Annotated in this window: 22 protein-coding genes; 13 read left to right on the top strand and 9 right to left on the bottom strand. The window is 35.4% G+C overall.

Features of this window, described 5'->3' with window-relative positions:
* Positions 1–49: 49 nt before the first annotated feature.
* The 3 genes from OC457_RS15285 to OC457_RS15275 form a co-directional block, all read right to left on the bottom strand.
* Positions 50–643, bottom strand: coding sequence for an SCO family protein (locus OC457_RS15285; RefSeq protein WP_080174185.1), 594 nt, complete (start codon positions 641–643; stop codon positions 50–52).
* 172 nt (positions 644–815) lie between these two features.
* Positions 816–1,733 carry a DUF368 domain-containing protein gene (locus tag OC457_RS15280; RefSeq protein ID WP_080174184.1) on the bottom strand — a complete coding sequence of 306 codons (918 nt, stop codon included), beginning with the start codon at positions 1,731–1,733 and terminating at the stop codon, positions 816–818.
* Positions 1,734–1,975: 242 nt separating this feature from the next.
* Positions 1,976–2,605: a hypothetical protein gene (locus tag OC457_RS15275; protein ID WP_096777827.1), complete on the bottom strand. Its 630-nt coding sequence runs from the start codon at positions 2,603–2,605 to the stop codon at positions 1,976–1,978.
* A gap of 877 nt (positions 2,606–3,482) precedes the next feature.
* On the opposite strand from OC457_RS15275, the gene OC457_RS15270 reads away from it, so the two are divergent.
* Positions 3,483–3,899: an NADH:ubiquinone oxidoreductase gene (locus OC457_RS15270; protein WP_080174181.1), complete on the top strand. Its 417-nt coding sequence runs from the start codon at positions 3,483–3,485 to the stop codon at positions 3,897–3,899.
* 75 nt (positions 3,900–3,974) lie between these two features.
* Here the strand turns inward: OC457_RS15270 and nagA are convergent, their stop codons facing one another.
* Positions 3,975–5,108 carry an N-acetylglucosamine-6-phosphate deacetylase gene (gene nagA, locus OC457_RS15265; protein ID WP_080174180.1) on the bottom strand — a complete coding sequence of 378 codons (1,134 nt, stop codon included), beginning with the start codon at positions 5,106–5,108 and terminating at the stop codon, positions 3,975–3,977.
* Between the two features lie 556 nt (positions 5,109–5,664).
* Here nagA and OC457_RS15260 point away from each other — a divergent pair.
* The 3 genes from OC457_RS15260 to OC457_RS15250 all read left to right on the top strand — a co-directional run bounded on the left by OC457_RS15260 (position 5,665) and on the right by OC457_RS15250 (position 8,002).
* On the top strand, positions 5,665–6,429 hold the full coding sequence (locus OC457_RS15260; protein ID WP_080174179.1) for a hypothetical protein: 765 nt from the start codon (positions 5,665–5,667) through the stop codon (positions 6,427–6,429).
* A 249-nt stretch (positions 6,430–6,678) separates the two neighbouring features.
* On the top strand, positions 6,679–7,365 hold the full coding sequence (locus OC457_RS15255; protein WP_080174178.1) for a VC0807 family protein: 687 nt from the start codon (positions 6,679–6,681) through the stop codon (positions 7,363–7,365).
* Positions 7,366–7,522: 157 nt separating this feature from the next.
* Entirely contained in the window at positions 7,523–8,002 is a 480-nt protein-coding gene (locus OC457_RS15250; protein WP_080174177.1) for a hypothetical protein, read from the top strand.
* Between the two features lie 843 nt (positions 8,003–8,845).
* Here the strand turns inward: OC457_RS15250 and nagZ are convergent.
* On the bottom strand, positions 8,846–9,850 hold the full coding sequence (gene nagZ / locus OC457_RS15245) for a beta-N-acetylhexosaminidase (RefSeq protein ID WP_080174176.1): 1,005 nt from the start codon (positions 9,848–9,850) through the stop codon (positions 8,846–8,848).
* Between the two features lie 240 nt (positions 9,851–10,090).
* Here nagZ and OC457_RS15240 point away from each other — a divergent pair, with 240 nt between their 5' ends.
* Positions 10,091–10,564, top strand: coding sequence for a DUF1097 domain-containing protein (locus OC457_RS15240; RefSeq protein WP_080174175.1), 474 nt, complete (start codon positions 10,091–10,093; stop codon positions 10,562–10,564).
* Between the two features lie 78 nt (positions 10,565–10,642).
* On the opposite strand, the gene OC457_RS15235 is transcribed toward OC457_RS15240, so the two are convergent.
* Positions 10,643–11,581 (bottom strand): NAD(P)-dependent oxidoreductase, encoded by a 939-nt coding sequence (locus OC457_RS15235; RefSeq protein WP_080174174.1) that lies wholly within the window; start codon positions 11,579–11,581, stop codon positions 10,643–10,645.
* Positions 11,582–11,692: 111 nt separating this feature from the next.
* A complete protein-coding gene (locus OC457_RS15230; RefSeq protein WP_262054084.1) occupies positions 11,693–12,958 on the bottom strand; it encodes a trypsin-like serine protease in 1,266 nt (421 codons plus the stop codon).
* Between the two features lie 197 nt (positions 12,959–13,155).
* On the opposite strand from OC457_RS15230, the gene OC457_RS15225 reads away from it, so the two are divergent.
* From OC457_RS15225 to viaA, 5 genes are all read left to right on the top strand, one after another.
* The gene (locus tag OC457_RS15225) at positions 13,156–14,007 is read left to right on the top strand and encodes a DUF5718 family protein (RefSeq protein ID WP_370737962.1); all 852 of its coding nucleotides are present in this window, start codon (positions 13,156–13,158) and stop codon (positions 14,005–14,007) included.
* Positions 14,008–14,054: 47 nt separating this feature from the next.
* Positions 14,055–14,615, top strand: coding sequence for a nucleotidyltransferase family protein (locus OC457_RS15220; RefSeq protein WP_235866918.1), 561 nt, complete (start codon positions 14,055–14,057; stop codon positions 14,613–14,615).
* A 9-nt stretch (positions 14,616–14,624) separates the two neighbouring features.
* A complete protein-coding gene (locus OC457_RS15215; protein WP_080174171.1) occupies positions 14,625–15,482 on the top strand; it encodes a sulfurtransferase in 858 nt (285 codons plus the stop codon).
* 516 nt (positions 15,483–15,998) lie between these two features.
* The gene (locus OC457_RS15210) at positions 15,999–17,654 is read left to right on the top strand and encodes an ATPase RavA domain-containing protein (RefSeq protein ID WP_080174170.1); all 1,656 of its coding nucleotides are present in this window, start codon (positions 15,999–16,001) and stop codon (positions 17,652–17,654) included.
* Between the two features lie 68 nt (positions 17,655–17,722).
* A complete protein-coding gene (gene viaA, locus OC457_RS15205; RefSeq protein WP_080174169.1) occupies positions 17,723–19,180 on the top strand; it encodes an ATPase RavA stimulator ViaA in 1,458 nt (485 codons plus the stop codon).
* An 89-nt stretch (positions 19,181–19,269) separates the two neighbouring features.
* Here viaA and OC457_RS15200 read toward each other — a convergent pair whose 3' ends face one another.
* Positions 19,270–20,400, bottom strand: coding sequence for a transporter substrate-binding domain-containing protein (locus OC457_RS15200; protein ID WP_080174168.1), 1,131 nt, complete (start codon positions 20,398–20,400; stop codon positions 19,270–19,272).
* A gap of 289 nt (positions 20,401–20,689) precedes the next feature.
* Between OC457_RS15200 and rlmF the strand changes: the two genes are divergently transcribed.
* The gene (gene rlmF / locus OC457_RS15195) at positions 20,690–21,712 is read left to right on the top strand and encodes a 23S rRNA (adenine(1618)-N(6))-methyltransferase RlmF (RefSeq protein WP_080174167.1); all 1,023 of its coding nucleotides are present in this window, start codon (positions 20,690–20,692) and stop codon (positions 21,710–21,712) included.
* Positions 21,713–21,820: 108 nt separating this feature from the next.
* Here rlmF and OC457_RS15190 read toward each other — a convergent pair whose 3' ends face one another.
* Positions 21,821–22,009, bottom strand: a complete 189-nt coding sequence (locus tag OC457_RS15190) for a hypothetical protein (protein WP_080174166.1) — start codon at positions 22,007–22,009, stop codon at positions 21,821–21,823.
* A 237-nt stretch (positions 22,010–22,246) separates the two neighbouring features.
* Here OC457_RS15190 and OC457_RS15185 point away from each other — a divergent pair, with 237 nt between their 5' ends.
* Complete coding sequence (locus tag OC457_RS15185) at positions 22,247–23,194, top strand: YbgA family protein (RefSeq protein ID WP_080174165.1); 948 nt, start codon at positions 22,247–22,249, stop codon at positions 23,192–23,194.
* Between the two features lie 47 nt (positions 23,195–23,241).
* On the top strand, positions 23,242–24,039 hold the full coding sequence (locus tag OC457_RS15180; RefSeq protein WP_080174164.1) for a MerR family transcriptional regulator: 798 nt from the start codon (positions 23,242–23,244) through the stop codon (positions 24,037–24,039).
* Positions 24,040–24,072 lie beyond the last annotated feature (33 nt).

Below are 24,072 nucleotides of genomic sequence, written 5' to 3'. Positions count from 1 at the left end.
GAATCATGTTTAGTAAAAAATGCATATATTTGTTCTCGGTTAGACTTATTTATTTGTTTATTGATGATGTTATTATTGGGATCGTAGTGATTAATTGAGTTGGATTTGCCATATGCGATAATTTTTTAATTAATTCGCCAGATGGTTTTAAAAAATAAAAATAAGAATTGTGATCAATGACATATTTTATTTCAGAATTATTTAATTCATTTTTAATATAGAGTACTCCATATGTATCGGCTAGGGCTTTAATTTGTTGTTCTGTTCCTGTTGCACCTGTAATTGCCGCATCAAAATAAGCAGCATATTGTGCCGTTTTATCGGCTGTATCACGCATTGGATCAAGGCTAATAAAGACCGGCCATAATTTGTCGCGTTGTTGCTGAGGAATTGCTTTTAAAGCTGCTGATAATACGGCTAATGAGGTTGGACAGACATCTGGGCATTGTGTATAGCCAAAATAGACTAAACGAATACGCTTATCTTCAGGGTCGAATAAATCGATGACTTGTGTTCCAGACTCTAAGTAATTCATTGGATAGTAAGGTTCGCGAGCAACCTTAGGATCATTACTGTCCATCATGTAGCGGGTAAAAAGCCCTGCAATTAAAGCAAGCGCAAGAATAAGCCATTGGTATTTCATTTATTCATCCTTAAATGTTTCCTGATAAGTTATAGCGAATAAATGAATTATGAATAGAGATATTTACAAAAGGTAGGTGTAGAGTAATTTTTTGTGACCTAACCGCATAGATATAAAAAAAGAATAAAAAAAAGTAGCCGCGAGGCTACTTTTTAGTTTTTAGCATTGGTGATTAATCGTTATGTTCTGCATATTTTTCAAGACCCCAAACAACAGCAAGTCCTAAAATCATAGCAGCGATAGCGTAACCAAGTAGAGCTGGGTGGCCTGTTACATTTTCATAATTAAATGGTGATAAATTATGTTCAAGTAGTGGTACTTGCTCACCATGTGAATTTATGCGCCATGTTAAAACTTCTTTCCAAGGCCAAATTTTACCCAATGTACCGATCATCAATCCTGTTAAAAGTGTTAAGGCAAGATCACGATAAGTTCGTAATATCCATGATAGTACATGTGAAAAAGTTAATAGTCCCACAATACAACCCACAGCAAATAGACCTAATGTGATGATATCCACAGATTTTGCAGCAGCTAAAATAGGAGCATACATACCAAGTAGTAATAAGATGAAACTACCAGAGATACCCGGTAGGATCATCGCACAAATAGCAATAGCACCAGCAATCAATATATTTAATGGTGTTGGATCCATCGCTACAGGATGTAAAACGGTGATCCCATAAGCAAAAGTCCCCCCTAGGATAATGGCGATAAAGCGGCCAAGATTCCATTTATCTACCTGTTTAAGCATATGGATAACTGAAATGATAATTAAGCCAAAGAAAAATGACCATAGTGGGATTGGATGTGTATGAAGTAACCACGTTATTAATTTAGCAAACGTAAAGATACTTGTTAAAATACCGCCAAATAAACAGATTAGGAACATGCCATTAATATGTTCAAATGCAGCTTTAATGCCACCGTTACGGATTACTTTTATTAGACTAGGGTTAATACGACGAATACTTTCAAGTAGCGTATCGTAAATGCCAGTGATAAACGCGATGGTACCGCCTGACACGCCAGGGACTACATCTGCTGCACCCATTGCCATGCCTTTTAAAAAGGTTGATATTTTACTCATTAGATTCCGTAACTGTGATGACTGAATAATTTAGGTTAAGCATTATACAGTGAACCATTAAAAACCACTATTAAATCATAAATGTAGTATTTATTGATGTGTAACAAAATATACGCTAAGTCGATACGATGGAGCCTATTGGTATTACATGAAATATTAGTTGTTATGTGCGAGGTCGTTTTTATATCTATTTAATAAATGGATGAATGTATACGGTGAGATAAATAGCAGCATGGCCATTTTTATAATGAAACCAATGTTGTTTTTAACATCGCCTCAGCTAATAGTGTAAAGCGCTGACAAGGTTGAACGTCAAAGGTGATGCTAAAAGGAGAGGAAGCAATAATAGCTAATAGCTTTGCTTCTGCTTTGTTTTTTATTGTAAGTTTTTGTTCTGTATCGAAATAGTTCAATATGGGCGATGTTAGTGTATTGTCTATTTGCTGCAACGAATAATAACATTGATTGATGGCGATATTGTTCGTCATTAATGCCAATGCTGTTATTGATGTTATACGTTCACTTTGACTATAGGTTGCAATTAGGCGATCCCAATGTGCTGCCGCTAAAATGGCCATTGCTATATATTCAGGCCGCTGATATTGGATCAATAATAGTCGTTCGTAGTCATCCCTTATATTGTTATGATTAATATCGGTTACTTCATTATTGTTAGTTGCTAATAATGCGGTTGATGGTATGTCGTAAGGGCGGGGGACTTGGCTGCTACTTACTTTTTTTAATATTAAAACTTCTAATGCAGTATATTCATTTAACGGTAATTCAACGTTATGTTGTGTTATTGGAAGCGGTGATAATTTTATGACTGTTTTTATGGGGCTGGCGAGCACTAACTCTGTGGCTAAAATCATAATGCAATAAAGTAAAAAAGAAAGTAAACGCATATAAGTAATTGGATATTGATGATTAAATTTTAAGTATCTAAATTATATCTATAAATAACAACTTTATTACTTTGTTCTGTGATGTTTGTAAAATAGTAAATTGAGTAAAGCTGTTAATGACACGATGAGAATAAACGGTGACTCGCAATTTCCGATAAAGGTGTAAAATAACATATTGAATTAAAATCTATATTGTTATTAACATTCAGAGATGGGCTGTTCAGCTAATATTTAGTATTGATAATTATACTATTGTTATAGAAACAAAGAGTTAATGCCTCTTCCTATAACAAAGGTGATGGTGTTTATTAATTTCAATAAGTTACACTGTAACTATAACGGTGGTGTAAGATGCTTAAACATCTCTTTGAATTATTATTAACCGTTAGTGCAATAATGCTTGCTGTTAGCCTGTTTATGTTCATTGTTATCCATTAGCCATGAAAGGTGTTGTTAAATAAGTGAGACTTATAACGGTTTTTATAGCTTCTTTTGTCGTCTTAAAAAGAAAAACCTTCAATATATTATTCCTTATTAAATATGGTATTACTGGGTTAGTTACGTTTTTTGTATATAAATAGCCATTTTTTGCTGTTTTTATAGAGTTAAAGCTCATAAATGTCCTTTTTTTTGAGAGGGTATAGCTGTTAATAACTATATTGTTATTATTATCTTTGACTATACTTATTTAGTAACAATAGCTTAGGTGAGTTTTTATGAGGGAACGATTACCACTTACCATAAATGGAATCTTTTACTTCATATATACAAATTAGTCTTTAGGTGAGAAAATACCTTTCAAGACTACATTAGGCGTTTTGTGGATATTATAAGTGAGGGGAATATGGTATTTGGGTTGATTATGTTGTTATCCGTAGTGGCAGGTATACTATCCGGTGAGCATTTTCATTCATTTATGGCCGGCTTTGGTATTGCAGCTATCGCAATAGGAATAGCATATTGGTTAGCTTTTCGTGCAACACGTTATCCGCAATTAGCATTATTGATGTTACTTGTCGCAATGATGGCTAAATTAGGAATAACTGTCACGGGAGTGATATGGGTTGTTAAAGCTAATATGATTAGCTCACCCTTTGTGTTTTCATTGTCTTATTTGTTCTTCTCGATTGTTGTTAGTTATGGTTACTTTAAATTACGAGAATATCAAATGTCTATTGCAGCAAACCGTAATACTATCGTGTTTACCACTGCGGTACAGCGCACAGCGACATTACCTACATCAACGGTAACGACTTCGTAGGTTCAATCAAAATAAGTATTATTAAAAAGGCCGTTGTTCAATGAACAGCAGCCTTTTATGTTTTAATGGGTTAAATTAAAATGCTTTCTTACCCATTTGGTAAACATGTTTAACTTGGTTAGCATCTGAAAGTAATGTGATATTAGCTTTATAACCAGCTTTTAATAAGCCGTATTCATTATCCATTTTGATGGCTTTAGCGGGGTATAATGTTGCCATGCGTAAGGCTTCCTCACGAGACAGACCAACATGCTCAATAAGGTTATTTAGGCCTTGTTCCATAGTAACCGCTGAACCTGCAATAGTGCCATCTTTGTAATGGCATTTACCATCAGTTACGTAGGCTTGTAAGCCTGCCATATCAAATTCTGTCATGTCTGTACCCGCTGGAGCAACGGCATCAGTTACCATAAATAATTGCTCACCTAAAATTTCATGTGCAATGCGTACTGATGGGTAAGAAGCATGGATACCGTCAACAATGATACCAGCATGGGGTTTTTTATCGAAGATGTAACCAACAACACCAGGTTCACGAGAGCCTAGTGGTGTCATTGCATTATAAAGGTGAGTCGCCATGGTTAGGCCATCTTTTTCTGCAACTTGCTCGTAAGTCGCATTAGTATGACCTAGTGATACGGTAATACCTGCATTACGAACAATATCAATAACTTCTTGTGAAGTGTTTTCTGGTGCTACAGTTAAGACACAAATTTTATCAGCATTATCAGCTAGATATAGAGCTGTGTTTTTATCTAATTCACGAATGAATTCTTCGCGGTGTGCGCCTTTCTTAGCAGTACTAATAAAAGGGCCTTCTAGGTGTAAGCCTAAAACACCATGTAATGCTGGATCTTCAATTGAACCTACCATATCAAGCACTTCAACCATTGACTCTGCATCACTAGTAATGAAAGTTGGTAAAAATTGGGTTGTACCACTTTTTAGATTGGCTTGATTCATGATCTCTAGTGTTTCTTTACTAATAGCAGTGTTAAGCAAAACACCACCACAACCATTTAGTTGTACATCAATAAAGCCAGGTGATGCTAATAAGCCTTTAGCATCAAATGTTTCTTGTGGTAATTCATTCTCTGAAAGAGAAGACATCGGAACAATACGTGAAATAAGATCGTTTTCAATAAAGATGGCTTGGTTTTCTTGAATAGCGTTACCATCGAATACGTTAGTGTTGATAATTGCAAACATCTGATTACTCACTTTAATTCTGTAGCCTGATGCTAAATTAACAGGCGAAGTGGTGATTTTACTCTATATCAAGTGCGGTCTCATTTAGATGAGAACAGTACGATGTTAATGATAGATAGAGCACCGAATAATTGGTTTGAAATGAGATTTTATGTATCACGTTAAATCTTATTTCACTATAAAAAATAAGATACCTGTTTCAATCATCCTTCGTCAATCTTTTATCTGATTAAATACTAAAAATTGTATAATAATTACCTTTTTTTATATTTATATCATACAAAAGTAAATGGAAGCCTGAAATTGGGAATTTGCTGTGGTAAAAAAAAATCAAATATGCTTTACAGGTAAAAATATGATTATATTTTGCTGTATGGCTTTGATAAATACCCGTAGTAATTATTTTGATATGCAAATTTTAACTTTTATATTAAAGCCTTTTGCACTCATTCATACAATTAGGCAAAATAGCGGCTTATTTAAATACGGATGACGTATAAAATTGATTATGTTATCAATTTTAGAATGTCGAAGTAAGACTGTATTAGGAGTTAAAATGCAGTGGAATGATTGGTCGATATTGTTGTCTGAGGTGTTAGAACAATTCTCGATAGGTGCATTTATCATTATTGGTGGTGTTATGTTATCGGGTAAATTATGTTTTGGACAACATGATCGTGTAATGAAAATATTACCGTTAATCAGTTGGCTATTAATTGCATCATTGTTAATTCGTGAAGCGACGTTGATGGCTGTACAAACGAGCGATGGCGTAACAAATTCTAGTGTTGTGGTATTTGTATTGGTCTTTATCGCATTAACGTTAATTTATAGTTTATGCGAAAATCGTCTTATTGGAAAAGATGGGTCTCGTAAGGTGATTATTTGCATCATGTTGTTATGGTGTATTGCTTATGTGATTGATATCTTGAGATTTAGTGCCAATAATGGTCATATTAGTAATATGATGACTATTATCTTTAGTGTTGGTTTCGGGGGAAGTTTATTAGCACACGCAATGCTAGTAAAAGCACAGCATAAAATTGATTCTTTAAATATAGCATTGCCTTTGTTTGGTGCATTTATTGGGGCTATTGTCTTCATTGTTGCATGTTTAGATTTAACGTCACTTATTGAACAAACCCAACATGATACTTTATTGCCATTTATCTGGCGTATAATTAGTGTGGGATGTTTGTTTGCTGCAACGGGATTATGGTTAATGTCATTGTTAACTAAAACCAAACCTGTATTAGCAATGTTAGCTTGTGCATGTACATTAGCTATTGTTGCAAGCTTAGCTGTTAATGGTAGTTTTTAAAGGGTATTGATAAGGGACAAGTGATTTGTTAATAGTTTATCTTTAATGGTTTGTAACGATATTGTTCTTTACAGCAATGCCAAGAAACGAAACAATTAAAATAAAGAAATAGCAGTTTGGTCTGCTTTAACTAAAATTACTATAAAACCAACGATAATTTTAGGAAGTATTGTACAGTATTGCGGGATCTCGATCTTGTGATAAAAGACAAAGTGGCATAATTATGAATAAAGGAAATTATTAGGAATTATGGCTGAAAAGAAAACAAATCCGTTGAATGAAATTATTTTCAACGTCGTTGTTCCGTCGATTATTTTGATGAAAATGAGTGGGGATGATCGTCTAGGATCAGTGGGTGCACTATTAGTGGCTTTAGCCTTCCCTGTAGCATTTGGTGGCTATGAATTATTAAAAAATAAGAAATTTAATTTTATTGCAGTACTTGGTATTGTGAGTGTTTTACTTACTGGCGGGATTGGCGTTTTACAACTTGATACTCAATGGCTTGCTGTTAAAGAGGCATTGATTCCTGGTATTATTGGCGTCGTTGTTCTGGGTTCAACCTTCACCAAATATCCTATTGTAACTAAAATGATTTTTAATGAAGGCATTTTAAATTTAGGGTTAATCAAACAAAAATTAATGGAATTTGATCAGCAACAAGCGTTTGATCGTTGCTTAGTTCAATCTAATTATCTCTTTGCAAGTACCTTCGTTTTCTCTTCAGTTATGAATTATATTTTGGCAACAGTTATTGTGACGAGTCCTGCGGGTACTGAAGCCTTTAATGAAGAGCTGGGTCGAATGACATTATTAAGTTATCCCGTCATTGCGATTCCATCAATGCTGATGATGATAGGAATATTTTATTTTGTATGGCGTCAAATTCGAAAAATGACCAAACTTGAAACGGTACAAATATTTAAAATACAATAGATTTTCAGGTGTTAGAATTAAATATGACCAGTAATGTCACCAACATTACTGGTTTTTTTATGCATAAAAATCTTAATTATAAGATCTTTAGGATAATTAAAGCAGCCCGATAATGAGTACACCATACTGAGAGCAATACTTCTTTTGGGAGGGTAATATGAAGCCTTTCTCGTTACTCTGTACATTATTTTTAACTATTGCATGTTCATCTGCTGATGTAGCAGAATTAAAAAAAAGTACTAATAGTCATTATAAAGAGCATTGTGGTACATATTTAGCACCTCAGGTTAAAGACTACTTTAATGATTTTATTTATTCACAATTACAACAAATTAATGATCTTAAAGGGACGATAACTGATGAAAATATGAATGAGTTACATAACGCGTTATATCAATTTGAAGCACATTGGTTAATATTAAAAAAAGAACGTTATAATGCTTGTCAGCGTTACGCTAATTGTACTGAGTTAGAACGACAATATGTTAATACTAGCGTACAACATCCTCGCGATTGGATTGCGTCATCTCAACAAGTTCTATGTCAGAAAAGTAGTTTTGAATATGCGATAAGCCGTATAAAAATGGTTACATTTTATACGGATGTAGAGCGGTTAGAATTAATACGTCAAGAATAGTAAAACAAAGCGTATTTACTTTATTAATTAATATATTGATTTATAAATACTAAATTATTATTTAGGGTCACTGCTATTGCTATTGCTATTGCTATTGCTATTGCTATTGCTATTGCTATTGCTAATAACTAATAAGAACGCATCATTTGTATTAAGTACTATATTTAGTAATAAGGTATTTTTAGTGCTTATGATTGATAATTAAATAGTGAATAAAATCAATTTAATATGTGATAAGTATATTTTTTGAGAGAGTAATGGGTACGATTATAATTAATAACATAATGTTAAATTTTTTGATGGACTTGATAAAATCGAGCTTTATATGGGCTTAATCGGCTCGATAACGTTAGTTGTAATGTGAGTTTTATGCAAAAAGTTGTATGAAGTATAAAAATTAGCCGTAAATTGTCACAACTTTATAACTTATTTAAGGTGTTGTTAGTACAATGATGTAAGTTGTTGGGGGATTTGAGTTAAGCAACGAAATTCCAAAGACTTATGAACTGAAATTAATCAGTTTTGTTTTAACAGATATAAAGGTCAATTATGGAAATCATACTCACGGTAGCGTTTATTATTGGTGCATTTTATATTCTCTCAAAGGAGAAAAAAAAATGTGCAAAATCTATTGATTATTCCAAGGATAGTTTGTGATATATAATTCAATAGGATAGAGGCTATTTCTCTATCGAAGCGATTTTATTTTTTGATTGAATAAAGGCTAAGTACTCGCATGATTATGTCAAGTCAGGTCAAAAAATAATGAGTAATAATGTTACTACAAAAAGCACTTTATTCTACAAATGGTATGAAGAGTAAAGTGCTGTTGATTGTCGACAATTAATTATTTTTATTGTTCCATGTATCGACTAGCTGTGAAATTGATTGCTGTGCTTGTTTCCATTCTCGAGTTTGCATTAATGCATTGAATTCAGGCGTTGGTTTTTTTAATAATGAATCAAGAATAGTGACTTGAGTCTGTGGTAATCCATCTAATGCTTGTACTGCACCTTCACGATTATTACATAGCATAACCATATCACAACCAGATCGTTGAGCAGCTACGGCACGCTCACTATAACTACCTAATATATCAGCACCTTTCATATTTAGATCATCAGAGAAAATAACACCGTTAAAGCCTAAATCATGACGAAGTACTTGTTTTAACCAATATTCAGAGCCACTGGCAGGACGTTCGTCATAAGCATCAAATACAACGTGTGCTGGCATGATCCCTTGAAGTTTATTATTGCTTATTAAATCTGTGAATACGGTCATATCATGTTGCTTGATATTGTCACGTGAGTCATAGGGCGTTTCAAGATGTGAATCTGCAATAACACCGCCATGGCCCGGAAAATGTTTACCTGTTGCAGCCATACCTGCGGTAGTCATACCATCAATAAAAGCTGAAGCATAACGAATAACAGCAGATGGATTGTCAGAAAAAGCACGATCACCAATGGCTTTACAATCAAAACCTAAATCTAACACTGGCGCAAAGCTGATATCAATATCCATTGCCAGTAATTCAGCAGCCATTAGCCATCCTCCGGTTGTTGCAAGTGCTAAACCATTATTTGATTCTGCAAATGCACGAGCAGAAGGCAGTATAGAAAATTGCTCTCTAAAACGCTGAACACGTCCACCTTCTTGATCTACGCCAATAATAAGAGGGCGTTTTGCTGTTTTTCGAATATCTTTTATCAGTGCTCGAAGTTGATCGCGATTATCGTAGTTGCGAGCAAATAAAATAATGCCGCCAACAGTAGGGTGTTGAATAATTTCACGTTCTTCTGCATCAAGTTCATAGCTTGATACATCAAGCATTAAAGGTCCCATCAAGACACTCCAGCAAACAAATAGAACGAATAAATTATCATAGTTTGCTATAACCGCAATTTTTAATCTGGATTTTATTGTATTTTTTGCTTTCTATGATAGAAAATTAGCCAGTGATGTATATCACTTTAAATGGTAACTAAATGTAAGGTTATTTATCTGAATGTGATCTAAATCGTTTTAAGTGCGACTCAGGTTAATATAGACTACGCATCATTAAAAATTGATGTGGGATCAATAATGTCTTTACTTATTGCTATTGCTTTAACAACAGGTATTCTTTCTGGAATATGGGGCTGGGTTGCTGTTTCTTTGGGGTTACTCAGTTGGGGTGGCTTCTTAGGATGTACAACATATTTTGCTTTACAGCGTGATGGTCTTAAAGGGGTTGGGTTAAGTATTGCAACTAACCTTAGTGGTGTTTTTTGGGCAATGGTGATTATTAAATTATCAGCAATGATTCATTTAGAAATTATTGGCTACATCATTACAGCGTTTGTGGCATTTATGATGTGTGCGCAAGCAAAAAAACACTGGTTAAGCTTTATCCCTGGAACATTCATTGGTTCTTGTGCAACATTTGCAGCTGCTGGTAATTGGCAACTGGTTATTCCATCTCTTATTGTTGGTGTCATCTTTGGTTATTTAATGAAAACAACAGGCATATGGTTGCATGCAAAATTATCACCGAATTACGAACAAATAAATAGCTAAAATATATGCAGTGAATAAGTATTGATAATAAAAACGCAGAGCTTCGGTTCTGCGTTTTTAGTTTTGGATTAAAGTCTTTCAGCTGAAGATAGGAACAAAAATTCCCTGATGACTGGCACAGTATTTTTTAATACCAGGGCGGTGATTATCTTTGGTCGCCAGTATGCAAACTCGAATACCTTTTTGCACAAGATTTTCAGTGAGTGCTTGAATATTTTTGTGATTACAGCTTTCACGATCAGCATCGCGTCGACATAAATCAATAAATACATCCGCTACATCATCATGGTATAGAACATATTCTGATTGTTGCATTAATCGTAATGCTTTAAGGCTGAGTAATTCAGGATCATGACCGGTTTCAATAAGATATATATTACCATTACAATGATTCTGTTCAGTTAATAGTTGTTGAAATGCTACTTCTAATTCTTCAATTGAGTGTGCATTTTCGACTGCACTTAATCTGAAAAATTGTTCCCAAAATTTACGTCGTTCATCTACGGTTGTGAATTGTTGCTTAACGCGTTGGCGCTGTTGACCTGAGAATGAAGCAAGTAAATTTAGATTTTGAGGTAAATAAGTCTCTAAACGTTCACGTAAGTAACGCACTAATACTGGAGATGCACCACCGCTAGAGATCGCGACTTGAATGGGTGAGCGATCGACCATTGACGGCGTAATAAAATCACAAAATGTTGGATCATCCACAACATTAGTCCAAATTTTTAATGCATTAGCATCATGATAAATTTGATGATTAAGTGTCGAAGAATCCGTTGTTGCCCATACTTGGTCTGCCCCCTCTAGTTGTGATGCGTGATAAGGCTGATTAATATGCTTAATTAACTGTCGTTCAAGTAATATTTGTAAGTGTGGATGCAGTTGCGGTGAGACAACTGTAACGTTAGCATGCGCTTTTAGTAATAAATCCACTTTTCGACAAGCAACTTCACCGCCACCAATAACTAAAATTTGTTTATGATTTACTTTTAGAAATATCGGAAAGAAATCCATTTAATAATATCCATTCTAAATATCAACGTGAGCCTATTATTACGTAATACTGATTGATGGCAATATTGTATTTATTATTATTCATAAATAGATAGTTGTTGTTAATATTTATTACAAATTGATTCTTCTTCGGGATAAAGCAATTGTTATAAGTATAGCTAAAACTGTTAATGGTATATTTCCAGCTGTTTGTGGCTGAGTTGAAACTAATAATAAATTAAGATCTTGGTTTTGAGGATAATCATCGGCGATATCAAATGGATCATTGTTGTAATTAGGTGAATTATAGTGTGTGGCTAAGGAAAAATGAGGCAGGTTATCATATTGTTTTATAGAATTTTCAATCCAAGTACGTAATGATGCCAATTCAGTATATTGGCCGTGTAATTGTTGGTATTGTTGCGTTGGATTACGAAGTCTATGCTCACACAGAGCGCCGTTACTAACGATGCCAACGACTCGTAGACCAAAGTCACTATCGGCAACATGCTGTGGGTTTTGCCAAATTAACGGGCCACCTGAGTCGCCACTACACACATCTTTAATTAGACCATCTATATTGGAATCAGCACAAATAATTAGTGATTTGTTGGCTTGTAAGCCATTGCAATATTGATCAGGAACACCTGCTAAGGTTACTAGTTGTAATTGATTAGGGTAGTTGATATTAGTGTTATTATTTGATTTTCCCCAACCTGATGCAATAAGATTGGCTTTTGAGTTTTGATGTATTACCCAGCTATTATTGCAATATTGATCAGGAACACCTGCTAAGGTTACTAGTTGTAATTGATTAGGGTAGTTGATATTAGTGTTATTATTTGATTTTCCCCAACCTGATGCAATAAGATTGGCTTTTGAGTTTTGATGTATTACCCAGCTATTATCAAAAATATTATTAGCTGTTATCTGTTCATTGACTGATGCGATAATAATTGGTTTAGCGACGGTAAATAAAGATCGATTAACTCGGATAAGTGCAATGTCATTAGCAAATATTTCCTTATTATAATGAGGGTTATTTATTATATGGGTAATAGTGAATTTATATTTATCACCAAGTTGTTGTGTGTTTCGTTGAGGAACTGATGATGTTCCTGCAATAATATGTCGAATATAATTTTTGGTGCAATGAGCAGCAGTTATTAACCAATATTCATCAATAACAACGGCACCACATAATACAGCGGTTATATTTGATGATGTTATTGCTGCTTGCCAGGGTAATAATAATGGCGCATAAAGGGTGGCAGGATTACTGTTTATTGCTTTTGATGTTGATTCTGTGGCGAGAACAGCTGAATGATGAGAGCTTGTTATTATAAGAAGAAATAGTAATAAATAACGAATTGTATTTTTTTGTATATATAAACGCATTATTCTTCCCTATCTTACCTTATCCATTATTTTCAGTGTAGTTAGCTGATGATTATCTAGCCTTTAAAACTGTGATTAATGTTGAATCAAAAATGAGAATTCTGTGTATTTAGTCTTAATAATTGTTAACTTGATAACGGAAAATAGATGTATTTTTGATTATTATAAGAAATTATTTTTTATTTATTGATGGATAAATCGTGTTTAATCAATATATTGGTTTCGGTGTTGCAGGTAATTTTGCGGGGCATTTAGAACAAGCTGGTGAAGCGGCTGATTTTAGTACTGTTGCAGTAAAAGAAGTTACTCAACCTAAAGCTATTTTTCCTTTTTATTTACCGAATATTGATAGCGGGTTATTAGCAATATATCCATTGTCATCAACAAGTATTACGCCTCCTAACGATGCGGATAATCTTCAAATTGAACCTGAAGTAGCGCTTGTTTGTGATGTGGTATATACGGCTAGTGCTGATAATAGCCGTCAAATAGTATCAGCTTTAATTCCACGTCAATTTGGTGCTTATAACGATTGTTCAATTCGAAAACCTCAGGCAAAAAAAATCAGTGAAAAGAAAAACTGGGGGGTAAATAGTAAAGGAATCAGTGATCACCTTATTGGTATCGATCATCTTACTGCTGGTGGTGTTTTAGATAGCTACCGCATCGCGAGTTTTCATTGTCGTAATGACGAAGTGCATCGTTATGGTGAAGACAGTGCCGTGATTGATTACAGTTATTTTCATAAGACACTATTAGAGTGGATTATTGAACGAATGAATCACCAGCAAGATGCTGGACCCACTGAAAATATTGCTGAGTTATTAGCGCAAAGTCAGTATCCAACGCAAGCTGTGATCAGTATTGGAGCAACACGTTATACTCCGTATGGTGAAACCCATTTTCTACAAGCAGGTGATACAAGCATCGTCGTTGTTTATGATGGTAATCGCTATAATGCTGAAGAAATTATGCAAATGGCAATGACTCATGATTTGGCTAGTGGTGATGGTATGTCAGTATTAATTCAACAGGTTGTTACGTTGTAACGTATTGTTATTTATCAATCAAGATACCAACAAGGATCTCAATATATATGGCTGATTTAGTCGCAAATACTGCTGCCGTTATAGAAGCTGATCCTTTTAGAATGGCCTGTTTGCGTGCAGTGAAAAGCTTGCACTTACCTGATTGGTTTATTGCTGCGGGGTTTGTTCGTAATGCTATTTGGGATCACTTACATCATTTTCCAATGACAACTCTTAATGATGTTGATGTGGTGTATTTTGATCCTAATGATTGCTCATTAACGACTGAAGCGTATTACACTGCATTACTACAACAGCAACTCCCGATGGTTAATTGGGAAGTTAAAAACCAAGCAAGAATGCACTTAAAGCATCAGCATTTACCTTATAAGAATAGTGCTGAGGCAATTTCTCGTTGGGTTGAAATCCCTACATGTGTGGGCGTGCAGTTAACGGCTGATAATCACTTAATTTTTACAGCGGCGTATGGATTAGAGCATAACTGGTCATTACATGTTAGCATCAATCCACATTACCCAAGACCTGCCGTTTATCAACAGCGTATTCGAGATAAAAAGTGGCAGGTGTTGTGGCCAAGGTTAATGATTTTAACTGCGGAGTCTTTCTAAGGATTTTTTATGGTATCGCTTGTAAATAATATAGTTTCTGCTACATGGCTTAATCAGCAATTACGTGATAGTTCATTAGCTGCATCAATAGTGGTGTTAGATGCCAGCGCATTTATGCCTGATGTACCTCGTGATCCTCAACAAGAGTTTATAGATATTCGAATTCCAACGGCACGTTTTTTTGATTTTAATCATCAAATAGCAGCGCCAAATACTGATTTGCCCCACATGTTGCCATCAGCTGAATTATTCACTAAAGAAGTAGCACAATTAGGCGTGAATAATAGTAGTCATGTTGTTATTTATGATAGCCAAGGAATGTTTTCAGCACCGCGCGGCTGGTGGATGTTCAAGGCCATGGGGCATGATAATGTCTCAGTACTTGATGGCGGTTTTCCTGCTTGGCTCGCTGCAGGTTATGCAACACAATCAGGCGTACCTGCTGCTAATGTGGCTGGAGATTTTTGTGCTAACTATCGACCTAGTTGGGTGATTGATGCAGATACATTGTGCCAAAGGCTTGATGATACACGTATTCAAATTATTGATGCGCGTCCAACTGCACGATTTTTAGCAACTGTTAAAGAGCCACGAGTTGGGCTTCGTAGTGGTCATATGCCAAATGCGAAAAGTTTACCTTTTGGTGAGTTATTGGTAGATGGTCATTTTTTGCCTGTTAAGCAATTACAGCAGAAGTTTGATGCATTAAGTTCATCTGAACAACAGCTTATCTTTAGTTGTGGTTCTGGTGTTACGGCTTGTATTTTAGCTTTAGCTGCTCAATGCTGTGGTCGTGACAACCTTACTGTTTATGATGGTTCATGGACTGAATGGGGTGCGAATGAAAACTATCCGGTGGTTAAATAATCGGTTGTTTTTCAAATTGCAGCAGAAATAGCTGTGATTTAAATGGGCTTTTAGCGAGAATTTTCTGACTAAAAGCCTTTTTTGTATCTTAGCGAGTATTTCTGGGATTAATTTAAAATTTAGCGCTTGAAATTAAGCTGTTAAAACTAAGGTCTCAGTAATAAAACCATTATTGCTAATATAAAATTAAATTGTCGTTTTATTAACAAAACTTTCGTTAAGCAGTTCTTAATATAATATTAAGAAAAAGTAAAAGATAAGTACAATTAAGAGAAAAATAGTTCTTGCAATAAAATTATTAGTATATTCATGTATTCATTGAGTTATATACTAATAATTGATGAATAATTAACGTTGATATCCCTCTTTATTGTTAAAAGTCTGTATAAGATGTATCACCACATAAAATCATGATATAACGGTAATAAGACAGCAACGTATCGGTGTTATTTTACATAATTAATCACCATTTACGGTATGCCATGTATGGTAGGATAAAAATTCAAGGTTGGATATATGCTTACAGTAGCAACAGCAGTACCGAATAAAGCCATTTTGTCAGAGCGTATTCAAAAGCTAATTAACGGGCTTTCTAATGGGGTTTATGAACGTGAAGAAACCATTAAATTATGCTTACTTGCCGCATTGGCAGGTGAAAGTGTGTTTTTATTAGGTCCACCAGGTATCGCTAAAAGTTTAATAGCTAAAAGACTAATTCAAGCATTTGATAATAGTCGTTTTTTTGACTATTTAATGACGCGATTTTCAACGCCAGAAGAAGTGTTTGGGCCATTATCAATTCAAGAGTTAAAAGATAACGGTAAATATGTTCGTTTGATTGATGGCTATTTGCCTACAGCTCAAGTCGTTTTCCTCGATGAAATCTGGAAAGCGGGCCCCGCTATATTAAATACCTTACTGACTGTTGTTAACGAACGGACCTTTAAAAATGGTCAAGATATTCTACCAATACCAATGCGGTTGTTGATTACTGCATCAAATGAATTACCTGACGCAGATAGTGGTTTAGATGCGTTATATGATCGAATGCTTGTGCGCGTATTTGTTAATCGTATTCAGGAAAAACGCAATTTTAAATCAATGTTAATGGGCGATGGTGGAGCGTTAACTGCTATTGATCCCGCGTTAACCATTAAAGATGATGAATACCATAGCTGGCAAGCTCATATTGAAGATGTAACATTAACTGAACCTCTTTTTGAAAAAATATATCAGCTAAAATCAATGATAGAAGACCGTTCAGGAGAAAGCATTAAGCAAACAACAGATAGCGAGCTTTATATTTCAGATCGTCGCTGGAAAAAATCTGTGCGGTTACTTAAAGCCAGTGCTTTCTTTAATGGTCGAGATCAGATCAATCCGTTAGATTTATTACTATTACAAGATTGTTTATGGCATAGCCCTGAGTCACGTAATGTGATTGCTAGTATTATGAAAGAGTTTGCGACTAAGCATGCTTTTAATCAACAAGATGCTATTGCTGATGCTAAAGAAGCCCATGTCATTATTGATGATATAAATCAAGATATCTGTACCCAATTAGTTGTCACCTTTACTCGTGAAAGTACGATGCGTAAAGAATGGTTTAAATATAACTTTGCGACAGCAACGCGTTTCAATATCAATAACAATCCACGCATGATCAAGCTTGTTATGCTGCAATCGAATACATCAGTGTCAGAGCAAGAATTGGGTGATAGCCGGTGGGTGTATGTTGACGGTGATGAGTTTGATAAAAAAATTCGTACTGGAAAATGTGATATTTATGGCTTTGTTAATAAAAACAAAAAGCTATGTCGATTGCAATTTGAAATAAATGCAGAGAACCAATTGGTGATTAAAGATATTGCAAATCGTCCGGTTTTAGTTGGTGTGGCAGGTAATAAAGGTTTAACAGCCTCACAGCAGCAACAATGGCGACAAATGGTTGATCAAGCCATGGCTAAAATTACCGATTCTGAACATAATGTGATTAAAGCTCGTACTTCGTTCCATGGCGCATTACCGCATAATTTTATTAGTGGGGATTTTCCAGCATTGATAGAGCAGAGCCTTAATGATTGTATTGATAAAGTGGCAGATCTTAAATTAAGTACTGAAAGAAGTGCCTTTAGAATAACTCACATGGATGAGTATTTTTCTAAACAATGAGTGCTGGAATAAGAAAATACCGATGTATTGCTATGTGTGACGATAAATAAAGTAAAGGATTGATGCTTATGCCAGTATCGGAAGGGTTAAATTTTGCTTTGATGCTTGCAGAGTCAGGTATTATTGATACAGCAGTACATGAAATAATGGTTAGGCCGCAAATACTTATGGCAGCAGAAGCCAGTCCCGGTGTTAAAACGGCCATGAAAAATCAAATCATGAAATGGCGTGGTCAAATGATCACTAAAACAGCCAAGGGCACTGTTGTTGAGCAGTTTAGTGACGAGATTAATTTATATCAACAAGTCTGTACATGGAATAAAGAGTATTTTTTTTCCCATTCAGAACAAATCGTTAAGCAATTAGAAGGGCAATCTGCCTTTTATTTCAAAGCAAAAAGTTTATTAGCAAAAGAGCAGAATAAGCATAACCCTATGTTTCAGCGTTTTTTTTGTGATAAATGGTATGAATACCTAGCGCATGCATTGCGAGAGGCACAAGAGTCTGAAGTTGAAGAGCAGAAAGATCAGCTGTTAAAAGACTTATATCAACGTATTGAAACCATGAAAAAAATGGCGACAGTAACTGATGCTGGCGATGTCAGTAAAGCAGGACGTTTGTGGGATATGGCACAAGCCAAACTGACCAAAACAGATGTTGATGTAATGAAAAAAATCGCTGCATTCTTAAAAAAGAATGATGGTCTGCAAGAAATAGCCGAAAAATTAGGTCGTATGGCCAATGAAGTTGATGATCCGAATAAAGAGCGTGTAAAAGCCGAACACATGAAGCTGGTGGAAGAAATCAGTGACAATGTCACCGATGATATTGTCGGGATCCATGAAAGTGATGATTTAACCAAGTTATTACCTAATGAAGCGATGTTCTTAGCTTATCCTGAACTTGAGGTGGTTTTCTATAAGCACTTAGCGGATAAGCGGTTAATGAACTATCGTATGCAAGGTACTCAGCGTAAATTACGAAAAGTAAAAGCGTATCAGCGCCAAACTAAACAGGTTGATCAGCCGAAAGGTCCTTTTATTGTTTGTATCGATGCCTCTGGATCAATGTCAGGCTTTCCTGAAAATTGTGCTAAAGCATTAGCATATGGTTTAATGCAAATAGCACTTGTAGAAGAGCGCGACTGCTTTGTGATTATGTTTTCAACTCAGCAAATTACTTATGAATTGACGAAACAAGATGGTTTACATGAAGTGGTTAACTTTTTGTCATATTCCTTTCATGGGGGGACTGATCTTGGACCAGTATTGGATCAGTCAATTGATCTTATGGCTGAAGGGAAATACAAAAATGCCGATTTGGTTGTTTTGTCGGATTTTATTGCTCCTAGTCAGCCAGAAGCGATGCTAACGCGAGTACAAAAGTTAAAACAGCAGAAAAACCGCTTTCATGCTGTTAATTTGTCTAAATATGGTAACCCTGAGTTATTGGATTTGTTTGATCATTGTTGGTCGTATCATCCATCCACTTTAAGTCAACTTGGACGGTTGTTTAAACGACGCTAAGTGTATTTATTATTAGATATAAAAAGGAGTACCTCTATACTCCTTTTTCTTATTTAAGTGTATTTTTAATTATAAAGATTATTGTCGTATTATTTGATTTTAAAATATTCAGTTAACGCTTTTTTCCATTGGTTACTTTTACGAAATTGTAATAGTTCTCGGTTTATTTCTTCATCATAAGGACTGTTTTCACTAAGGACTATTCCGTAATTTTGTTTTTCAAACTGATAGGGTAATACTTCCAGTTGCTGAAAATTACCTTGGCTTTTGGCCATTTTTATTTGATATCTTAAAATAGCATCGTCATCGACAATCGCATTGATCTCGCCTTTATCTAAAGCGATTAGCATTGCCGCAACGGTGGCATAGGTTTTATGGCTAATACTATGGTTTGTTAAAAAGTCTGAAGACGTTGATGATTGTTTTGCACCTGTGATGACATTGTCTAAATCGTTAGGGCTTTTAATATCACTGGTAATAAGACCTAATGTGAATGAGCTTGCAAGTACCGCTGTAATACTTGCAATAAATAACGTTGTAAAGACTGCTAATAAAACGGTGATAACACGACCCGTTAATGTTCTGAATTCGTAATAGTTAAAAGGTCCTTTAGTAATAAATAATAACCCTAAAATAAAACCTTCAACTAATCGTGCAGATCGTGATTGCATTGAATAAAGCTTATCATTAACACGATGCTCAAGTAGATAATAAATACCACCCACTGTGGCTGCGGCAATTGAGACTATTAATAAAATTTGTAAGAGTTTTTTATTAAAAAGAAGGTGGGTAAAGGTATCCCAATGACTTTTTTGTTTTACGGCAATAGCGAGATTTGTCTCATAAAATGAGTGTGAAAAATCTAATATTTCTTCACGCTCAGGTGTTATGGAAATACAAGATAACCCAATATCTAGCTTATTATTGGCGACTTCTGCAAGTAGATCTTTAAGTGGTAAGACTTTAATGGTGTATTTAATATTGAGTTCAGTGGCAATATTATCCCACAGTAAAAATGTTAATCCTTGGTAATTATTAGGCTCATCCATTATCACAAAAGGTGGACAGGAATATGTTCCCACGCGCAATGTTTTACTGTTAATTGACGTGTCAGCATATGCATTAGAGCAAGAAAAGAGAAGTAAAACACCAAACGCTGTCAATAATAATGATAAAAAAGGAGAGTGAGGTGGCTTAGATGATGGGGAGATAGTTGTCATAACATCAATCCTAGCAAAGTGAGAATATACTGTAAGTATAAGTGCTTCTTTAAGAATAATAGATATTACAATGAGCGGCTTAATAGGATGTTTCGAGTCGGCCTAACATAATGAGGCGATATTTTTATAGGAAATATCGCTGTTAATTGTAATGTTAATCGCCCATATGATGATTGTGCGCTGCAATTGTGCGTTTTTTATGCGGTTGGTCATTAAGATGCTAAGGTTATTAGTGTTTAGCATGTACAATGCTGCGCTCAATTGTATTTGATTCCTGCGAGTAGCAAAGATGACCCAAAAGAAAGCCGCACAGCCTAAACAAGGCCTACATCCACGTAACCCACACCGTGCGCGTTATGATTTTGCGACACTAACCCAATCTACACCTGAGTTGGCACAATATGTTAGTGAAAATGCTTATGGTGATCTTTCCGTAAACTTCTCTGATCCTCTCGCAGTAAAAACCTTAAATAAAGCGCTGCTAAAGCATTTTTATCAAGTTGATTACTGGGATATTCCAGCGGGTTTTTTGTGCCCACCGATCCCTGGCCGTGCTGATTACATTCATTATATTGCCGATCTATTAGCACAATCTAATGGTGGTGCTGTTCCACAAGGTAAAGGTGTTCGTGGTTTAGATATCGGTATCGGCGCTAACTGTGTGTATCCGATCATTGGTCATCGTGTTTACGGCTGGCAGTTTGTTGGCTCTGAAATTGATAAGTTAGCCGTTAAGTCAGCTAAATTTATTGCGGCTAATAACACAAGCTTAAAGGGTGCGATTCAGATTCGTCTGCAAAATAATGTTGATAATATCTTTACTGATATGATCAATGAAGAAGAAGTGTTTGATTTTACCATGTGTAATCCGCCGTTCCACGGCTCAGAAGCGGAAGCAATGGCTGGTTCAGAACGTAAAGTGCGTAACCTTGCCTCTAACTCAAGCAAAAAGCGCCAAGCACATGGTCGTAGTAATAAGCTTTCGGCATTTAATGCCAAATCAGAATCTACAACGCCAGTGCTTAACTTTGGTGGTCAGAGAGCCGAGTTGTGGTGTACAGGTGGCGAAGTTGGTTTCATTAAAAAGATGATCAACCAAAGTGCGACCAAAGCGACACAGTGTTTCTGGTTCACAACACTGGTTTCTAAGAAAGAAAATCTTGGTGTTATCTACAAGCAGCTTGAAAAAGTCAGCGCATTCCAAGTAAAAACCATTGAAATGTCACAAGGGCAGAAAATCTCGCGTGTTGTTGCATGGACATTCTTAAACGAAGAACAGCAAGCAGAATGGCAAGCAGAACGTTGGGCGTAATGTTTCAGTAATATAAATCAGTATTGATAATAAGCGACCTTGATGGTCGCTTTTTTTATGGCTGCTATTTAGTCATGTTTCATGAACTAGAAACGTCTTTGAGGAAACTTATTTTGATGTCGTTGTATAGAGTAAATCGATAAGTTCATTTTCTGTTTCTGGTATTTTATGTAGTTCAAATTGAGGTGAGTCTCCCCCTTTAAGCATGTAAGCCGTTGTTGTTCCATGATCGTGATGGAACCATTTACCATTTAGACAAATATCTGTATAGCATTTAGGATCTTGTTTTAATTTCATAATACCTCCGTCTTATGGTGTTACTAAATTAACAGTAGGAGAGTATTCACTGGCATGTAATGATTTAGATCAATATGTTGCGACAATGTTAATTTTATGGTGTTTATTTTTTATTGTTTCTTTGAATTCGATGCGGACTTATACAGAAAATAAAGTTGTACAACGTTATTTTATTGGCTACATTTATTGTACAACATTTAACAATTGTACAACCTTAGTGTGGGGTTTGGAGGCGACATGGGGATTCCTGTTGGTATTAGTGCTTGTGTTTTAGGGCAGAAAGTTCGTTTTGACGGTGGGCATAAACAAAGTCGTTTTGCTGTTGAAGAGTTAAGTGAATATTTTGATTTCACGCCAGTATGTCCTGAGGTTGGTATTGGAATGTCGGTACCTCGGCCCGTGATCCGTTTACTTGATAATGGCATTGATGTCCGTCTGGTTGATAGTAAAGATAATAGTATCGATTATACCGATAAAATGATGACGTTTAGTGATGCCAAAATCCAAAGTTTTCAATCACTTTGTGGGTATATTGTCTGTGCTAAATCACCGACATGCGGTATGGAAAGAGTCAAATTATATCTTGAAAACGGTAATACGGTTCCAGGGGGAAGTGTTGGCGTCTTTACTCAACAATTAATGTTGAAAATGCCTTGGTTGCCAATAGAAGAAGATGGCCGTTTACAAGATCCTGTTTTACGTGAGAATTTTATTTTCCGTATCTATGCGCTTGATGATTTATACCGCTCTACAGCGAAGGGTATAACTCGCGATAATATTATTAAATTCCATTCACGTTATAAGTTGTGCCTGATGGCAAATGATCCGCAGGCTTATCGTTCATTAGGGCGTTTTGTTTCTGATATCTATAAATGGGATGATTTGAATGCTTTTTTTGTTGAATATCGCCTGTTATTTATGGATGCATTAAAGCAAAGAGCCAGCCGTAAAAATAACACTAATGTATTAATGCATATTCAAGGTTATTTTAAACGTGATTTGGATAAGCCTCAAAAAGCAGAGCTACGTGATGTGATTATGCGGTATCGCGAAGGTCTCTTACCATTAATTGCTCCTTTAACGTTGATTAATCATCATTTGGCTGTTTATCCTGACAACTATTTAGCTAATCAAGCATATTTAGAACTTTACCCTGAAAGTTTGAAGTTACGTTATGCATTATAAGTAGTGAAATATTCTTTATTTTTTAATTGTTATTTTAGAGAGGCTTTATGGAAAACCTTACTGACACTAAATTATTTGCTATCAGTGAGGTTTCTGAAATAACAGGGGTCAATGCGGTAACATTAAGAGCATGGCAACGACGTTATGGGCTTTTAGTTCCTCAACGGACACCTAAAGGCCACCGTTTATACACTGAGGCTGATATAGCCAAGATCCATCTGATTCTCGATTGGTTAGCAAAAGGGGTTTCTATTGGCAAGGTGAAACCGTTATTGGTGGGTGGTTGCGATCCTGTATTACAACAATCACAACCATTAGATATAACGGCTGATATTATTTGTGCGGTGCAAGTATTAAATGGCTTTAAATTAGAAAGATTGATCAATGAAGCATTGAAAATATATCCGTATAAGGTCATTCAACAGCGTTTATTACCAGAAGTGAGTGCTGTGATTGAACATCAAGATAATCCGTTAATTACGGTGCAAAAAAGCTTGTGGTCATCAGTTTTAACTGTTTGTTTTATTAACGTTATTACCAAGATTAACGATGAAAAAAAACTGAAATGTTTGTTGATAAGTTTTGATCAACAGACTGACCATAGTATTTGGCAGCAAGGATTAGCATGGTGCTATAAAGGTGACGGCGTCACTATTATGACCAATTTATCAGGTCGATTAACGGGCATTTCAGCTTGTATCCGTGAACGAAATATTAAAGATTTAGTGGTGGTGGGCGAGACAAAATTAAGCCGTCATCAATTAGCCGATATCGAAATGGTAGAACAAGAAACAGGCGTGACGTTACATTTTGTGGGCAGTATAAAAATGATCCATGGGCAATAATGAGTGATAGCTATAAATAAGCTATGAATACAA

This window comes from Photobacterium toruni (assembly GCF_024529955.1).
Taxonomy (GTDB): Bacteria; Pseudomonadota; Gammaproteobacteria; order Enterobacterales; family Vibrionaceae; genus Photobacterium; species Photobacterium toruni.
Note: the sequence above shows the minus strand (reverse complement) of the source record. Positions and strands in the feature narration are given on the sequence as shown.

Excerpts from the sequence above, each read along its gene's own strand:
- OC457_RS15285 (WP_080174185.1), bottom strand. The coding sequence starts at position 643 with ATGAAATACCAATGGCTTATTCTTGCGCTTGCTTTAATTGCAGGGCTT.
- OC457_RS15280 (WP_080174184.1), bottom strand. The coding sequence starts at position 1,733 with ATGAGTAAAATATCAACCTTTTTAAAAGGCATGGCAATGGGTGCAGCA.
- OC457_RS15275 (WP_096777827.1), bottom strand. The coding sequence starts at position 2,605 with ATGATTTTAGCCACAGAGTTAGTGCTCGCCAGCCCCATAAAAACAGTC.
- OC457_RS15270 (WP_080174181.1), top strand. The coding sequence starts at position 3,483 with ATGGTATTTGGGTTGATTATGTTGTTATCCGTAGTGGCAGGTATACTA.
- nagA (WP_080174180.1), bottom strand. The coding sequence starts at position 5,108 with ATGTTTGCAATTATCAACACTAACGTATTCGATGGTAACGCTATTCAA.
- OC457_RS15260 (WP_080174179.1), top strand. The coding sequence starts at position 5,665 with ATGCAGTGGAATGATTGGTCGATATTGTTGTCTGAGGTGTTAGAACAA.
- OC457_RS15255 (WP_080174178.1), top strand. The coding sequence starts at position 6,679 with ATGGCTGAAAAGAAAACAAATCCGTTGAATGAAATTATTTTCAACGTC.
- OC457_RS15250 (WP_080174177.1), top strand. The coding sequence starts at position 7,523 with ATGAAGCCTTTCTCGTTACTCTGTACATTATTTTTAACTATTGCATGT.
- nagZ (WP_080174176.1), bottom strand. The coding sequence starts at position 9,850 with ATGGGACCTTTAATGCTTGATGTATCAAGCTATGAACTTGATGCAGAA.
- OC457_RS15240 (WP_080174175.1), top strand. The coding sequence starts at position 10,091 with ATGTCTTTACTTATTGCTATTGCTTTAACAACAGGTATTCTTTCTGGA.
- OC457_RS15235 (WP_080174174.1), bottom strand. The coding sequence starts at position 11,581 with ATGGATTTCTTTCCGATATTTCTAAAAGTAAATCATAAACAAATTTTA.
- OC457_RS15230 (WP_262054084.1), bottom strand. The coding sequence starts at position 12,958 with ATGCGTTTATATATACAAAAAAATACAATTCGTTATTTATTACTATTT.
- OC457_RS15220 (WP_235866918.1), top strand. The coding sequence starts at position 14,055 with ATGGCTGATTTAGTCGCAAATACTGCTGCCGTTATAGAAGCTGATCCT.
- OC457_RS15215 (WP_080174171.1), top strand. The coding sequence starts at position 14,625 with ATGGTATCGCTTGTAAATAATATAGTTTCTGCTACATGGCTTAATCAG.
- OC457_RS15210 (WP_080174170.1), top strand. The coding sequence starts at position 15,999 with ATGCTTACAGTAGCAACAGCAGTACCGAATAAAGCCATTTTGTCAGAG.
- viaA (WP_080174169.1), top strand. The coding sequence starts at position 17,723 with ATGCCAGTATCGGAAGGGTTAAATTTTGCTTTGATGCTTGCAGAGTCA.
- OC457_RS15200 (WP_080174168.1), bottom strand. The coding sequence starts at position 20,400 with ATGACAACTATCTCCCCATCATCTAAGCCACCTCACTCTCCTTTTTTA.
- rlmF (WP_080174167.1), top strand. The coding sequence starts at position 20,690 with ATGACCCAAAAGAAAGCCGCACAGCCTAAACAAGGCCTACATCCACGT.
- OC457_RS15190 (WP_080174166.1), bottom strand. The coding sequence starts at position 22,009 with ATGAAATTAAAACAAGATCCTAAATGCTATACAGATATTTGTCTAAAT.
- OC457_RS15185 (WP_080174165.1), top strand. The coding sequence starts at position 22,247 with ATGGGGATTCCTGTTGGTATTAGTGCTTGTGTTTTAGGGCAGAAAGTT.
- OC457_RS15180 (WP_080174164.1), top strand. The coding sequence starts at position 23,242 with ATGGAAAACCTTACTGACACTAAATTATTTGCTATCAGTGAGGTTTCT.